The organism is Micrococcales bacterium (genome assembly GCA_009784895.1).
Taxonomy (GTDB): Bacteria; Actinomycetota; Actinomycetes; order Actinomycetales; family WQXJ01; genus WQXJ01.
This window is the reverse complement of the sequence record WQXJ01000011.1, coordinates 1-13,264: the sequence shown is the minus strand read 5'-3', so window position 1 is coordinate 13,264 and position 13,264 is coordinate 1. Positions and strand designations below refer to the sequence as shown.

The 13,264-nt window shown below is 63.6% G+C and carries 15 protein-coding genes; 13 read left to right on the top strand and 2 right to left on the bottom strand.

The genetic code is table 11. The features are described from left to right. The first annotated feature begins 8 nt into the window (after positions 1-8). From metK to FWD29_03190, 3 genes are all read left to right on the top strand, one after another. The gene (gene metK, locus FWD29_03200; GenBank protein ID MCL2802954.1) at positions 9-1,190 is read left to right on the top strand and encodes a methionine adenosyltransferase; all 1,182 of its coding nucleotides are present in this window, start codon (positions 9-11) and stop codon (positions 1,188-1,190) included. A 492-nt stretch (positions 1,191-1,682) separates the two neighbouring features. Then, the gene (locus FWD29_03195) at positions 1,683-1,928 is read left to right on the top strand and encodes a ribbon-helix-helix domain-containing protein (GenBank protein ID MCL2802953.1); all 246 of its coding nucleotides are present in this window, start codon (positions 1,683-1,685) and stop codon (positions 1,926-1,928) included. After that, positions 1,925-2,314, top strand: a complete 390-nt coding sequence (locus FWD29_03190) for a type II toxin-antitoxin system PemK/MazF family toxin (GenBank protein MCL2802952.1) — start codon at positions 1,925-1,927, stop codon at positions 2,312-2,314. The genes FWD29_03195 and FWD29_03190 overlap by 4 nt, the downstream gene beginning before the upstream one ends. A 480-nt stretch (positions 2,315-2,794) precedes the next feature. Here the strand turns inward: FWD29_03190 and FWD29_03185 are convergent, their stop codons facing one another. Both FWD29_03185 and FWD29_03180 read right to left on the bottom strand, forming a co-directional pair. Further along, positions 2,795-3,169, bottom strand: coding sequence for a DUF4190 domain-containing protein (locus FWD29_03185; protein MCL2802951.1), 375 nt, complete (start codon positions 3,167-3,169; stop codon positions 2,795-2,797). A gap of 292 nt (positions 3,170-3,461) precedes the next feature. Next, positions 3,462-4,403, bottom strand: coding sequence for a lipase family protein (locus FWD29_03180; GenBank protein ID MCL2802950.1), 942 nt, complete (start codon positions 4,401-4,403; stop codon positions 3,462-3,464). Between the two features lie 117 nt (positions 4,404-4,520). Here FWD29_03180 and FWD29_03175 point away from each other — a divergent pair, with 117 nt between their 5' ends. The 10 genes from FWD29_03175 to FWD29_03130 all read left to right on the top strand — a co-directional run bounded on the left by FWD29_03175 (position 4,521) and on the right by FWD29_03130 (position 12,680). Then, entirely contained in the window at positions 4,521-4,769 is a 249-nt protein-coding gene (locus FWD29_03175) for a type II toxin-antitoxin system Phd/YefM family antitoxin (GenBank protein MCL2802949.1), read from the top strand. A gap of 2 nt (positions 4,770-4,771) precedes the next feature. Next, a complete protein-coding gene (locus FWD29_03170; protein MCL2802948.1) occupies positions 4,772-5,026 on the top strand; it encodes a Txe/YoeB family addiction module toxin in 255 nt (84 codons plus the stop codon). Positions 5,027-5,198: 172 nt separating this feature from the next. Continuing rightward, positions 5,199-6,377, top strand: a complete 1,179-nt coding sequence (locus FWD29_03165; GenBank protein ID MCL2802947.1) for an N-acetyl-gamma-glutamyl-phosphate reductase — start codon at positions 5,199-5,201, stop codon at positions 6,375-6,377. A 58-nt stretch (positions 6,378-6,435) separates the two neighbouring features. Further along, positions 6,436-6,615, top strand: a complete 180-nt coding sequence (locus tag FWD29_03160) for a hypothetical protein (protein ID MCL2802946.1) — start codon at positions 6,436-6,438, stop codon at positions 6,613-6,615. Then, on the top strand, positions 6,612-7,799 hold the full coding sequence (gene argJ / locus FWD29_03155; protein MCL2802945.1) for a bifunctional glutamate N-acetyltransferase/amino-acid acetyltransferase ArgJ: 1,188 nt from the start codon (positions 6,612-6,614) through the stop codon (positions 7,797-7,799). The genes FWD29_03160 and argJ overlap by 4 nt, the downstream gene beginning before the upstream one ends. Next, complete coding sequence (argB, locus tag FWD29_03150) at positions 7,796-8,821, top strand: acetylglutamate kinase (protein MCL2802944.1); 1,026 nt, start codon at positions 7,796-7,798, stop codon at positions 8,819-8,821. Before argJ ends, argB begins: the two co-directional genes overlap by 4 nt. Further along, entirely contained in the window at positions 8,818-10,026 is a 1,209-nt protein-coding gene (locus FWD29_03145) for an acetylornithine transaminase (protein ID MCL2802943.1), read from the top strand. Before argB ends, FWD29_03145 begins: the two co-directional genes overlap by 4 nt. After that, on the top strand, positions 10,016-10,957 hold the full coding sequence (argF, locus tag FWD29_03140; protein ID MCL2802942.1) for an ornithine carbamoyltransferase: 942 nt from the start codon (positions 10,016-10,018) through the stop codon (positions 10,955-10,957). Before FWD29_03145 ends, argF begins: the two co-directional genes overlap by 11 nt. Then, positions 10,954-11,469, top strand: a complete 516-nt coding sequence (locus FWD29_03135; GenBank protein MCL2802941.1) for an arginine repressor — start codon at positions 10,954-10,956, stop codon at positions 11,467-11,469. The genes argF and FWD29_03135 overlap by 4 nt, the downstream gene beginning before the upstream one ends. Continuing rightward, positions 11,463-12,680: an argininosuccinate synthase gene (locus FWD29_03130; protein ID MCL2802940.1), complete on the top strand. Its 1,218-nt coding sequence runs from the start codon at positions 11,463-11,465 to the stop codon at positions 12,678-12,680. Before FWD29_03135 ends, FWD29_03130 begins: the two co-directional genes overlap by 7 nt. The last annotated feature ends 584 nt before the right edge of the window (positions 12,681-13,264 follow it).

The window sequence follows — 13,264 nt, the reverse complement described above, 5'->3', positions numbered from 1 at the left end:
TGAAGCCCGTGGCCCAAGAACACCTCTTTACCTCTGAATCCGTCACCGGGGGGCACCCGGACAAGCTCTGTGATCAGATTTCCGATGGCGTTCTCGACGCCCTTTTGGCTCACGACCCCGAGGCCCGCGTGGCGGCCGAATGCCTGATTGGACATGGCCAAATCGTGGTTGCCGGCGAGGTCACTACCTCCACCTACGTGCCAATCGCGGAAATCGCCCGCCAGGTGTTGCTGGACCAGGGCTACAACTCAGCCGAAATGGGGATAGACGGGTCGGTTTGCGGTGTGACCGTCCAGATCGAAGCCCAAAGCCCGGAAATCGCCGCCGGAGTTGATGTGGCGCTTGAAGCCCGCGGCCTGAGTAGCCAGGATCCCTTTGAAATCCAAGGCGCCGGCGATCAGGGCCTGGTCTTTGGATTTGCCTGCGATGAGACGCCCGAGTTGATGCCGCTGCCTATCACCGCCGCGCACCGCTTGGCCAGGAGGATGCAGCGCCTCCGGCTGGAAGGCGTGTTGCCAATGCTGCGCCCCGATGGCAAGACCCAGGCCACTATCCGCTACGCCGGTCAGCGTCCGGTGGGGGTCGACACGATCCTGATCTCGGCCCAGCATCGACCGGAGGTCAGCCAGGCCGAGCTGGCCGAGGTACTCGGCCGGCACGTCATTGATCCGGTGCTGGGGGAGCTGGATCTACCAGGTCCCAGCCGGGTGCTGATCAACCCGTCTGGTTCCTTTGTTCACGGCGGGCCCAGAGCCGATACTGGGCTGACCGGCCGCAAAATCATTGTCGACACCTACGGCGGCATGGCCCGCCACGGCGGTGGTGCTTTCAGTGGCAAGGATCCTTCGAAAGTTGACCGGACCGGCTGTTACGGTGCGCGTTGGGTAGCCAAGAACGTCGTTGCGGCCGGGTTGGCTTCGCGTTTCGAGGTTCAGATCGCCTACGCCATCGGTTCGGCTCAGCCGGTTAGCGTGGCGGTGGAGACGTTTGGTACCGGTCTTGTGCCCGATGCCGCGCTGGTCCAGGCGATTAGGCGCACCTTCGACCTGCGTCCAGCGGCTTTGGTCGACGCCCTCGATCTGAAGCGACCGATCTACCAGCCCTTGGCCACTTTTGGCCACTTTGGCCGTTCGGGTTTCAGCTGGGAAGACACCAGCCAAGCCGATGCCCTCCTCGCCGCCCTGCCGTAGGCGCCGCCCTGCCCTAGCCCCTTCCGCCGCGAGACCGAGCTTTCACACACTCTCTGCCTGACCAGCCCATTTACCGCGAGGTCGAGCCTTGACATAATCGCCACCTGACCAGCCCATTTACCGCGAGGTCGAGCCTTGACATAATCGCCACCTGACCAGCCTAAACACCGCGAGTCCGAGCTTTCGCATGACTGGCCCGGGCGGCGCGGCTGACGCGTTGTCGTCTCGCGCCGTGACTTGGGGCGATGCGCCGCATCTCCAAAGTCACATGCCCGCAGCCAAACCCCGACTACAACCCGCCAGCCGCGCCTTCGCTTCAGCCCTCGCTCGCCCGGCAGCCGCCTCGTGACAAGCTCTTTTGCCGCGAGGTTGAGCTTTGACATCATCGCTGCGTGACCTGCACTAACGCAGCGAGTCCGAGCTTTCGCATGATGCCGTCGGGGAGGGCGCGGTTGGTAGCACAATCGTTGCTACTCGGGTAGCATTGGGGGTATGAAGGTGAGTGTCAGTTTGACGGCTGAGGATCTGGAGTTTCTCGATGCGCATGCCAACGGCGGGCGGTTTTCGAGTCGGTCTGCGGTGGTGGCTTGGGCCATCCAGTCCCTGCGGCAGGGTGACCTGGCCGCGTCCTATGTCCAGGCCTTTGACGAATGGGCTGCCTGCGGTGATGCAGAGCTCTGGGAGGGCGCCTTGACCGACGGCATTGGCGGGGACGATGAGGCTGGTGACAAGGCATGACAAGAGCTCCCAGTGGGGCGGGACCACGTCGGGGCGACATCGTCTTGGTGGAGCTGGACCCAGCGGTTGCTCCTGAGCAAAACAAGACCCGTCCTTGTGTTGTGGTCAGCAACGACGGCGCCAACACCGCCGCGACCCGGACCGGCAACGGTGTTTTGACCGTTGTGCCTTTGACCCGCACGCGATCCTCAGTTGGCGCCAATCGGCCCTATCAAACGGTTGTCGATGCCGACGAATCGGGCCTGCCAGTGGCATCGGTGGCTCAGGCCGAGCAGGTACGTTCGGTGTCGATTCGAAGGTTCGTTCGCGTCATTGGCAGCCTCAACTATCAGGCACAGGCCCGCCTGGATGATGCCCTTCGCGTGCACCTGTCTCTCAACACTTAGCCAAGACGGTGGCGGCGAGAGCCCGGGCAGCTTGGTTGGGTCTGTCAAGCCAGCGTTGCATCTGCTGTCCTCCAAGACGGCGATCGACTTGAACGGTTCGATGACACGAGCCAATTGACTTGAACGGTTCGATGACACCAGCCAATTGACTTGAACGGTTCGATGACACCAGCCAATTGACTTGAACGGTTCGATGACCCGCTCGAATCGACTTGAACGGCTCGATGACACGAACAGTTCGACTCGAACGGCTCGATTACTGCTGATAGTGCCCACCAGGACAAACGCCTGGGACAGATCATCGAGTCGTTCAACTCATTTTGGGGGCGTCACACCAGCGTTCAACTCGATCTGGGCATTCACGGCAGCGTTCAACTCGATCCGGCCGGGCGGCCGGCCAGCTGTGTTCCGGGGGCGAAGAAGCAGAGCTGTGTTGGCGGCGCGTTGGGAACGATCAACACGGCCCGTGGGCCGAAATGATCAGAAGCTTGAGGCCGAGTTGGCCAGCACCAGGAAGACGATCAGGAGGCCGATGCCGATGACGGTGGTGGCGTAGCCCAAGATCAGTCCGGCCAGGGCCATGCCGGCGCCACTCTCTCCGGTTCTACGGATTTGGGCCCGGGCGATGTGTCCAAAGATGATTGGCAGGATCGATCCGCCAAGGACACCGAGCACTAGCGCGACTACGGCCATCGGGTTGGTTCGAGCCACTGGCACGACCGGGGCGGTGAACAAAGGCCGGCCTTCGGCATCAACGGCCTGTGCACCATCGGCCGTGAGAACTGGCTGGGCCACCACCGCGGGGTCGGTGGCGGCCTGAGAAGTCGCCGTCTCTGTCTTGTCTTGCTTACGCAAGTGACGGCGCCAGAGGAATAAGGCCAGCCAACCCGCGACCAGGGCAAGGAAAAGGAGAACTAGAGGAGAGCCGGATCCACCCGAGCCGCTGGCCGGGTTGTCGTCCTCGGCGAGAAGACCAATTGAAGGGTCAACTAGTGCAAATAGGCCTGATCCGATGGGGGGGGGCGATCATTGTCCCTCCTGGGGTAGTAGTGCCTGGTGGCGGGCGCAATCAGCCAGATGCCACCATGCCAGTGGATTGATCACTGCGCAAGCAGTATATCTGCGGCTAGATCACGGCATTGGGAGGCTAGGCCTTGGCGAAGTCGTCGCGGTTGAAGGGAACTGACTCCTTGGCATCTGCCGCCGTTGCGGCTGCCACATCCTCGAGCTCTTCGAGAAGCTTGCCAGAGGCGTCGGCCTGGCCGGGCGGCTGGGCGGCGGAGGTCATGACGTTGGCGACCAGTTCGGGGCGGGACAGGGTCAGCAGGTGGCTGGCTCCCCAGGCCGGAATCAGGTGGGCGCCAAGGGAGATGCCAAATTCGCGCTGGGCCTGTCGTTTCGCCCTGGGGCCACGCATGCCGACAACTGAATACGGTTTGAATCCCAAGGTGGCCGCCAGTGGCTGGTCTAAGTCCTCAAGTCGTTGGGCCAGGGCCTGGTCGTAGACCCAAGCTGTGCGCAGATTGTCCCAAAGCCGGTGCAAGCCTTCCGGTGTGCCGAGGAACCCGTCAGCAAAGGCGCGGTGATTGGCGATGGCGGTCTTGTCGGCCTCGCGCCTGCGCTCGGCCAGATCGATGCGCATGAAGGTGCGGCCGACGGTCTTGGCCAGGCGGGTCTGAAGCGGCCACAGGCTTGGCGTCGTGACCAGCCGTGCGGCCAGCACATCCAGGCGGTCGTTGGCCAAGAACTGCGGCAGAGGGCCTTTCGCGGGCACGTCTGGATCCAGCAGAACCAAGGCCGCGACCCGGCCTGGCTGACGTATTTGCAGATCCAGTGCCAGATTGATGGCCGTCGAGGCCCCCAGGCTGTGACCCACAAGTCCCAGCTGACCTTCGCCAGACGAAAGGCCCAAGGCCTCGTCTAGTTGCTCAAACGGCGCCGCCAGCGGTGTTTCTCTCTGATCCAGGCGGCGGACCTCGATATCGAGCTGCCCGGCGACCTGGTCAAAGTCGCTTGGAGCGGACAGCAGGCCCGGCAGGGCCACCCAGGCCAAAGTTTGGTTCGCATCGGGTTGGGCATCAAGATCCACGCCGTCAAGGCTAGCCGCCGGGACCGCGCCTGAATAATGGCGAGGGCAGATTGGCGGGGCAGCGTTGGTGGTTTACACTAGTGGTACAACAATCAGGTACGTCAGCGGAGGTGAACGATGTCGGTCACGGCCAGTGAGGCGCGCAGGACGCTGTTTCCACTGCTGAAACAAGTCAACGACGACCAGGTTGCCATCAGGATTGTCTCGCGCCATGGGGCGGCTGTGCTGATGCCGGCCGAGGAATACGACGCCTGGCAGGAGACCGCCCACTTGTTTGCCTCGGCGGCCAACGCCAAGCGCCTGCGGGGCGCGCTTGAGCGCTCAGAACGAGGCGAGTACCAGGCGCATGACCTAATAGAGCCCTAAGCATGAGGCTGGCATGGGATGAGGCGGCTTGGCAGGACTACCTGTACTGGCAAGCAGAAGACCGCGCGATGCTCAAGCGCATCAACAAGCTGGTGGAGGCTTGCTTGAGGGATCCAGCCGCCGGGATTGGCAAACCCGAGGCCCTCAAGCATGAGGCCGAAGGCGCCTGGTCGCGGCGCATTTCGAGAGAACACCGGTTGGTCTACCGGGTGGTGGGCGGGGACCTGGTGATCCTGCAGGCTCGATATCACTACTGACTGAGGCGGGCCAGTCGCCGGCCTGCGCGAATGGTCCCACGGGGTCTAAGCATGCCGCTGGTTTGCGCGCATGGTCCCATAGCCTCTGCGCCAGCCGGCGGCGGTCGCCGCGAGGCATTGGGCGCGGCGCGCTGGAGTGCATGACAATGAGGGACCGTGTATAGTCATGCAGATGGTCTTCTCAGTAGCGGTTGCCGGTGCCAGCGGATACGCCGGCGGGGAAGTGCTGCGCCTTTTGGTCGATCATCCCCAGGTGCAGGTCAAGACGGTCACCGCAAATGCCAGTGCCGGGGATGCGCTCGTAACCCACCACCCGCACCTAGCTGGTTCCAAGCTGGCCGGGCTGACGCTTCAGGCCTCCACTCCGGAGCTACTGGCCGGTCACGATGTGGTCGTAGTTGGCCTGCCCCACGGGGCCTCAGGCGAACTAACCGACGCGCTGGTCAAGGCGGACCCGGACCTTCTGGTGCTTGATCTAGGCGCTGACCACCGGCTGGTTGACCCAGAGGATTGGCGTGAGTACTACGGCGGTGAGGCAGCCGCGCCGTGGACCTACGGGCTTCCGGAACTGCTAACGGGGTGGGGACAGGGGACAAGCCAGGCCCTGCCCAAGCGGCGCGCGGCGCTCAAGGCGACGAAGACAATCGCCGTGCCCGGCTGCAACGCCACGGCGGTGACGCTGGCTCTGGCGCCTGGCCTGGCGGCGGGCACGCTGGCAGCTGATGATCTGGTGGCCGTGTTGGCTTGTGGCCCTTCGGGCGCTGGCAAGGCCCATAAGCCACACCTGATGGCGTCGGAGATCATGGGTTCGGCCAGCCCCTATGCCGTGGGCGGGACTCATCGTCACATTCCGGAAATTGTGCAGAACCTCAGTTTCGCGGCCGATGGCGTTGTGGCAGGCAGTGTGCAAAAGCTCAACCTCGCGGGACAAGGGGAGCAGACGGGGAGTGTGCCAAAGCTCAACCTCGCGGCAAAAGGGGCGGTCAGGCCAACTCTCAGCTTCACACCCACGCTGGTGCCCATGAGCCGCGGCATCTTGGCCACTGTCACGGCCAAGCCCGGGCCAAACTTCGACCCGGAGAAACTACGCGAACCCTGGCAACGGGCCTATGGCGACGAACCCTTCATCCAGCTGCTGCCGATAGGTACCTGGCCCACCACCGCCCAAACCTTGGGCGCCAACACCGCTGCCATCCAACTGGCCTTCGACCAGAAAGCCGACCGGATTGTGCTGGTTTGCGCTTTGGACAACCTGGTCAAGGGCACGGCCGGGGCGGCCATCCAGTCGATGAACCTGGCCCTGGGCCTACCTGAGACCACTGGCTTGCCCACCTGCGGGGTGGCGCCGTGACCGCGAACAGGGCTTTCATGGGTCCGCTACTGGTCGCCCCAGACCTAGGAGTTGGCCCATGAGCGTGACATTTGCCAAGGGCTTCAAGGCCACGGGCCTGGCCGCCGGCAGGAAACCGTCCGGTTCGAAGGATCTGGCCTTGGTGGTGGCTGACCCAGTGCCAGGCCAGGCCCGGGCAGCGTCAAGAAGGCTCGCCCAACACCCTCCAACCGCCTCAGACCTAGGAGTTGGCCCATGAGCGTGACATTTGCCAAGGGCTTCAAGGCCACGGGCCTGGCCGCCGGCCTGAAACCGTCCGGTTCGAAGGATCTGGCCTTGGTGGTGGCTGACCCAGTGCCAGGCCAGGCCCGGGCCGCCGCCGTTTTCACGACCAACCGTTTCGCCGCCGCACCGGTCGAGCTGTGCCGCCGCCACCTGGCCCAGGCCGCCAAGGGCGGGCCGACCCCAGTGGCAGTGGTGTTGAACTCGGGTGGGGCCAACGCCTGCACCGGACAGCCAGGTTTGGCCGATGCCGAGACCACAGCCAGCCAAGCCGCCGCCGCTTTGGGTTTGTCCCCGGCTAAGGTGTTGGTGGCATCGACCGGGCTAATAGGCCAGCGGCTCGATATGGCGAGCTTGCTGCGCGGCCTAAGCGCCGGCATCGGACAACTGGATGATTCCGCCGAAGCTGGCTTGGCCGCGGCTGAGGCCATTATGACCACTGACACAGTGCCGAAACAGGCCCAATGCGAACACGACGGCTGGCGCATTGGCGGCATGGCCAAAGGCGCCGGCATGTTGGCACCGGAACTGGCCACCATGCTGGTAGTCATAACCACCGATGCGGTAATCGACCAGGCCACAGCCAAACAAGCTCTGAAACAGGCTTGCCGTTACTCGTTCGACCGGACTGATTCCGATGGCTGCATGTCAACCAACGACGTGGTTTTCCTGCTTTCTTCCGGTCGGTCAGGCCTGGCGGCCAACACCGAGAAGTTCACCGCCGGCCTGACTAAGGTTTGCCAAGATCTGGCCCTCCAACTGGTTGACGATGCTGAAGGCGCTGACCATGTCATCGAGATCGTGGTCGAGCAGGCCACCAGCGAGACCGGGGCTCTGGCGGTGGCCAGGGCCGTGGCCCGCTCCAACCTATTCAAAACGGCCATTGCCGGTCGTGACCCTAATTGGGGCCGGATCCTTTCCGCCGCCGGCACGGTATCGCCTGAGGTGGCGCCGTTCGACCCGGCTCAAGTCGATGTGGCCGTCAACGGCATTTGGGTTTGTCGTGGCGGCGGCGTTGGAGACAGCCGCGAGCTAGTTGACCTAAGCGGCAGGCAGGTCAAAGTGGAAATTGACCTCAAGGCCGGCCAAGAGGCGGCCACCGTCCTGACCAACGACTTGACCCATGAGTACATTCACATCAACGCGGACTATTCGACATGACACTTGAACCAACGCCCTGGCTAGGGGCCAGCGACGAAACCACCGACCACAATTCAGCCAGCGCGCCGCCACTAGATCCGGCCGGCAAAGCCGAGGTCCTAATCGAAGCTCTGGACTGGCTCGAAGAATTCGCCGACGCCCTAGTGGTGATCAAATACGGCGGCAACGCCATGGTCGATCAGGACCTCAAGCGGGCCTTCGCCCAGGACATGGTCTTTTTGCGCCGGGTTGGCCTGCGACCGGTAGTGGTCCACGGTGGCGGTCCCCAGATCAGCCAAATGCTGGCCCGGCTGGGCATTGAATCAGAGTTCAAAGGCGGGCTGCGCGTGACTACGCCCGAGACCATGGATGTGGTCCGGATGGTCCTGACCGGGCAGGTGTCCCGGGAACTAGTTGGGCTGATCAACGCCCATGGCCCCTTGGCGGTCGGCATGTCTGGCGAGGACGCGGGGCTATTCCAGGCCCGCTGCCGCAGCGCCACAGTCGACGGCCAGGCTGTTGACGTTGGGCTGGTGGGGGATGTGATCGAGGTTGACCCGACGGCCGTGATGGATTTGCTTCAGGCCGGCCGCATCCCGGTGATTTCGACCGTGGCGCCCAATATCGACCGCCCCACCGAGGTGCTAAACGTTAATGCCGATAGCGCCGCCGCCGCTTTGGCCGTGGCCTTAGGCGCGCGCAAACTAGTGATTTTGACCGATGTCGAAGGTCTCTACCGGGACTGGTCGAATGCCGACTCGCTTATCACCCAGCTGAGCCAAGAGGAATTGGAGGCCCTGATGCCAGGGCTCGAAGGCGGTATGCGGCCCAAGATGGAGGCCTGCCTCAGGGCGATCAGAGCCGGCTTGCCGCAGGCCCATATCGTTGACGGCCGGCGGGCGCATGCCTTGTTGAATGAGATTTTTACCACTGAAGGCATGGGCACTATGGTCTCGGCCTCGCCGCCAACAGACGGGGCCGGGCTATTTGACGGGCCGGGGCAGTTGGGCGCGGCCGATGACGAAACTGGGGTTGGGCAATGAGCCTGTCGGCGCAGCAACTTGAGACCTACGGCCAGGTCATGCTGCCGATCTTCGCCCCGCCAGCAGTGTTGGAGCGGGGCCAAGGCGCCTTGGTGTGGGATGTCGACTCAAAGCCCTACCTCGACCTGTTGGCCGGGGTTTCGACCAACGCCCTGGGCCACGCTGATCCGCGCTGGGTGGCGGCGGTCAGCCAGCAGGCGGCAAAGCTGGCGCATATCTCAAACCTTTTCGCCTCGCCTGGCCAAATGGAACTGGCCACGACGCTACTGAAAGCCTTCAATGCGCCCAGCTGTGCCCGGGTCTTTTTTGCCTCGACCGGCACCGAGGCCAATGAGGCGGCCTTGAAAATGGCTCTGAAAGGCGGCCGGTCCAAAGTGCTGGCCCTGGAAGGTTCGTTCCACGGGCGGACCATGGGCGCGCTTTCGCTGACCGCCAATCCGGCCTATAGGCGCGGGTACGAGGCGTTCAACGGGCCGGTTGAGTTCCTGCCCTTTGGCGATGTCGAGGCCCTGAAGGGAGCCCTGGCCGGCGATGATGTGGCGGCCCTATTTGTCGAGATAATCCAAGGCGAGGCCGGTGTCATTCCGCTGCCGGCCGGCTATTTGCAGCAGGCCAGGGCACTGACCCGGGCTCACGGGGCCTTCTTGGTTATCGACGAGGTCCAAACCGGTGTGGGCCGGACCGGCACTTGGTTGGCCCATCAAAACCCGGCCCTGGTTGGGGCCGAGCCGGTGGAACCGGACGTGGTCACGCTGGGCAAAGGCCTGGGTGGCGGCTTCCCCATTAGCGCCTGCCTGGCCTGGAGCGCCGAAGCGGCCAGCCGGCTGAGCCCGGGCGACCACGGCACCACCTTGGGCGGCAACCCGCTGGCCTGCGCCGCCGCCCTGGCCACAATCGGCATCATTGAGCAGGACGGCTTGCTGGACCATGTCAATGACATCAGCCAGGCCTGGCGGGACGAACTGGCGGTCGTTCCTGGAGTGGCCCAGGTCCGCGGCCAGGGCCTGTTGCTGGGGTTGGTGCTGGATCAGCCGATGGCGCCGCGGGTGGTGGCGGCCGCCCTCAAGGCGGGCTATCTGGTCAACGCCCCGGCCACCAATGTGGTTCGCCTGGCCCCGCCGCTGGTTATCACGCGGGCCCAAACGGCCCAATTCACCCAGGCCCTACAGGGTCTCTTGAACGAAGCGAGCCAAAATGACGCTTAGACATTTCCTGAAGGATTCCGACCTGTCCCAGGCCGAACAAGCCGAGGTTTTGAACCTGGCCCTGAAGGTGAAAGCCAATCGCCTGGGTCACCAGGTGTTGGCCGGACCCAAATCGGTGGCTGTGTTGTTTGACAAGCATTCGACCAGGACCAGGGTCTCCTTCGCCGTTGGCATTGCCGAACTAGGTGGCTATCCGCTGGTGCTAGACGCCGCCGGTTCACAGTCATCTCGCGGCGAATCGGTCGAGGACACCACAATGGTGCTGGACCGCCAGGTCGAGGCGATTGTCTGGCGGACCTTTGGTCAAGACCGGGTTGAAGCCATGGCCAAGGTCAGCCAGGTGCCGGTGGTCAACGCCCTGACGGACGAATTCCACCCCTGCCAGGTGCTGGCCGACCTAATGACCACAGCTGAGGTCCTAGGCGGGGTCGAGCACCTGCCTGGCACCAAACTGGCCTACCTGGGGGATGGTGGCAACAATATGGCCCACTCCTACCTGCTGGGCGGGGCTGTGGCCGGTATGGAAATCGCCATCGGCTGCCCGCCAGGCCGCCTGCCCAACGGCGACATTTTGGCCCAAGCTCAGGCCGTGGCGGCCAGTACCGGCGCCAGTTTGGTGGTGACGAACTCACCCGATGAGGCCCTGGCTGGGGCCAAAGTGGTGGCCACCGATACCTGGCAGTCAATGGGTATGGCCGATGACGCCGCGCGCCTGGCCGCCTACGAGCCCTACCGTGTTGATCAAGCGGCTATGGACAAAGCTGCCTCAGGGGCGGTTTTCTTGCATTGCTTGCCGGCCTACCGCGGCCAAGAGGTGACGGGCGAGGTTATCGACGGGCCGGCATCGTACGTTTGGCAAGAGGCCGAGAACCGGCTGCACGCCCAAAAGGCCCTGTTGATCTGGCTGCTGGCCGGCGGGGCGAGCCAGTGACGGTTCCACACACCAAAGTGGCGCGTCACGCCCTGATACGCCGCATTATTACCTCCGGTGCGGTCAAGTCGCAAAGCGAGCTGGCCAAGGCGCTGGCCGGCGTGGGACTGGAAGTGACCCAGGCGACTTTATCGCGCGATCTGGTCGAACTGAGAGCGGACAAGGTGCGCTTGCCCGATGGCTCGCGGGTTTATGCTCTGCCGGGGGAGGGGGCCGGTGACCTGAGCGCCCACCCCAATGCCGATTCGGAGATGCTGGCTGCGCGACTGGCCCGCCTGGCTGGCGAACTGCTGGTCAGCGCGGAAGGCAGCTCGAATATCGTCATACTGCGGACGCCGCCGGGGGCGGCTCACTTCCTGGCCAGCGCGATCGATCATTCGGTTTTGCCGGCCGTGATGGGCACCATAGCGGGAGATGACACCATCATGGTGGTCACCCGCGGCCCTCACGATGCCGCGGCCACGGCCAGGCGTTTTGTTGAACTAGCGAACCAAGGAGAGACATCATCATGACCGAGCGGGTGGTATTGGCCTATTCCGGTGGCCTGGACACATCGGTGGCAATCGGTTGGATTGGCGAGGCCACGGGCTGCGAAGTCGTGGCCGTGGCGGTCGACGTGGGCCAAGGCGGTGAAGACCTTGAGACGATTCGCCAGCGGGCGTTGTCTTGTGGCGCGGTCGAAGCCTACGTGGCTGATGCGCGTGAGGAATTCGCTAATGAATACTGCATGCCAGCATTGGCGGCTAATGCCATGTACATGGATCGCTATCCGGTGGTTTCGGCCATATCTAGGCCGCTTATTGTCAAGCATCTGGTCAAGGCGGCCCGGCAGTTTGGGGCCCAGACTGTGGCCCATGGCTGCACCGGCAAGGGCAATGACCAGGTCCGCTTTGAAGTCTCAATCACCTCCTTGGCGCCGGATCTGACCTGCCTGGCACCGGTGCGTGACCTGGCCTTGACCCGGGCGGCCGCTATTGACTATGCCGACCGCCACTCGTTGCCGATCGAAACGACCAAGTCTTCGCCGTTTTCAATTGATCAAAACGTTTGGGGCCGGGCCATCGAAACGGGCTATCTGGAGGACATTTGGAACGGACCGACCAAGGACGTTTACACCTACACCGATGACCCGTCATTCCCGCCCATCGAAGACGAAGTCGTGATCGGATTCGAGGCTGGCGTGCCGGTGGCGCTGGACGGGCAAGCGGTAACCCCGCTTCAGGCCATCGTCGAGTTGAACCGGCGGGCTGGGGCCCAAGGCATTGGCCGGATCGACATGGTCGAGGACCGGCTAGTTGGCATCAAATCGCGGGAAATCTATGAGGCGCCAGGGGCTGTCACGCTGATCGCCGGTCATATGGAGTTGGAGAACGCTACGGTTGAACGCGATCTGGCGCGGTTCAAGCGGACGGTGGGCCAACGCTGGACCGAGCTGGTCTACGACGGCCTATGGTTCTCGCCGCTGAAACGGGCCCTAGATCGTTTCATCGCCGAAACCCAGCAGTATGTCAGCGGTGAGGTTCGGATGACCTTGCACGGCGGCCGGGCCGTGGTGACTGGGCGGCGCTCCGAAGTCTCGCTTTACGACTTCAACCTGGCAACCTATGACGAAGGCGATTCGTTCGACCAGTCCCAGGCCAAGGGCTTCATTGAGCTCTTCGGCTTGCAGTCGAAACTGGCCGCCGCGCGCGACGCGCGCTTTGGCCGGGGCGTGGTGCTCTAGGCAGGATTTGTCCGGGTTTCTGGTCAAGGCGGCGACTGGCTGGCAGCCCATTTGGGTAGTTGCACCCACGGTGTCAGGGCGAATTGCCAAATGGGACTAGCTTTGAGCGAACGTCGATGCCTCAACGACGCGGAAGTAGGGACCTATGGGACACAATGTTGACCAAGGCTTTCAGCCGGCCCGAACAACGATTCGTGCACCCGGCTGACTAAGTGGCCCCCGGCAACTTGATGTAGCTCTGACGGCTCCAGGGGTAAGAAGTCGTCAGGAGGCGAGCGAGTTGTTGAGCGAGCTGGTTGAAGTCGCCCCGGTGCTTTGACGCCGTTGGCGCGACGTGGAGCGAGCCAGCTAGCAGTTGCGCCTGATGGCCCGTGCTGGAGCCTCACTGGCGCACAGGGGACCAAATAGTGTGGGGCGCCGCGCTTTGCGCGGCGCCCCACACGGCTTTCTTCGGTCTGCCACGCGGCTGAGGTTACGTTTGGTTGAGTGTGGTCGGGTGGCGGGTTTTCGGGGCCTGGCCTGTGGGTTTACTTCGAGTGGCGGCTACCGGGCTGGGTGGATGCCTGGCAACATCAGCTGCTAGT

Bases quoted from the DNA above. Each gene is read 5' to 3' on its own strand.
- FWD29_03165 (MCL2802947.1), top strand. From the start codon at position 5,199: ATGGTCTTCTCAGTAGCGGTTGCCGGTGCCAGCGGATACGCCGGCGGG.
- FWD29_03190 (MCL2802952.1), top strand. From the start codon at position 1,925: ATGACAAGAGCTCCCAGTGGGGCGGGACCACGTCGGGGCGACATCGTC.
- FWD29_03175 (MCL2802949.1), top strand. From the start codon at position 4,521: ATGTCGGTCACGGCCAGTGAGGCGCGCAGGACGCTGTTTCCACTGCTG.
- FWD29_03170 (MCL2802948.1), top strand. From the start codon at position 4,772: ATGAGGCTGGCATGGGATGAGGCGGCTTGGCAGGACTACCTGTACTGG.
- FWD29_03195 (MCL2802953.1), top strand. From the start codon at position 1,683: ATGAAGGTGAGTGTCAGTTTGACGGCTGAGGATCTGGAGTTTCTCGAT.
- argB (MCL2802944.1), top strand. From the start codon at position 7,796: ATGACACTTGAACCAACGCCCTGGCTAGGGGCCAGCGACGAAACCACC.
- FWD29_03145 (MCL2802943.1), top strand. From the start codon at position 8,818: ATGAGCCTGTCGGCGCAGCAACTTGAGACCTACGGCCAGGTCATGCTG.
- FWD29_03160 (MCL2802946.1), top strand. From the start codon at position 6,436: ATGAGCGTGACATTTGCCAAGGGCTTCAAGGCCACGGGCCTGGCCGCC.
- argJ (MCL2802945.1), top strand. From the start codon at position 6,612: ATGAGCGTGACATTTGCCAAGGGCTTCAAGGCCACGGGCCTGGCCGCC.
- argF (MCL2802942.1), top strand. From the start codon at position 10,016: ATGACGCTTAGACATTTCCTGAAGGATTCCGACCTGTCCCAGGCCGAA.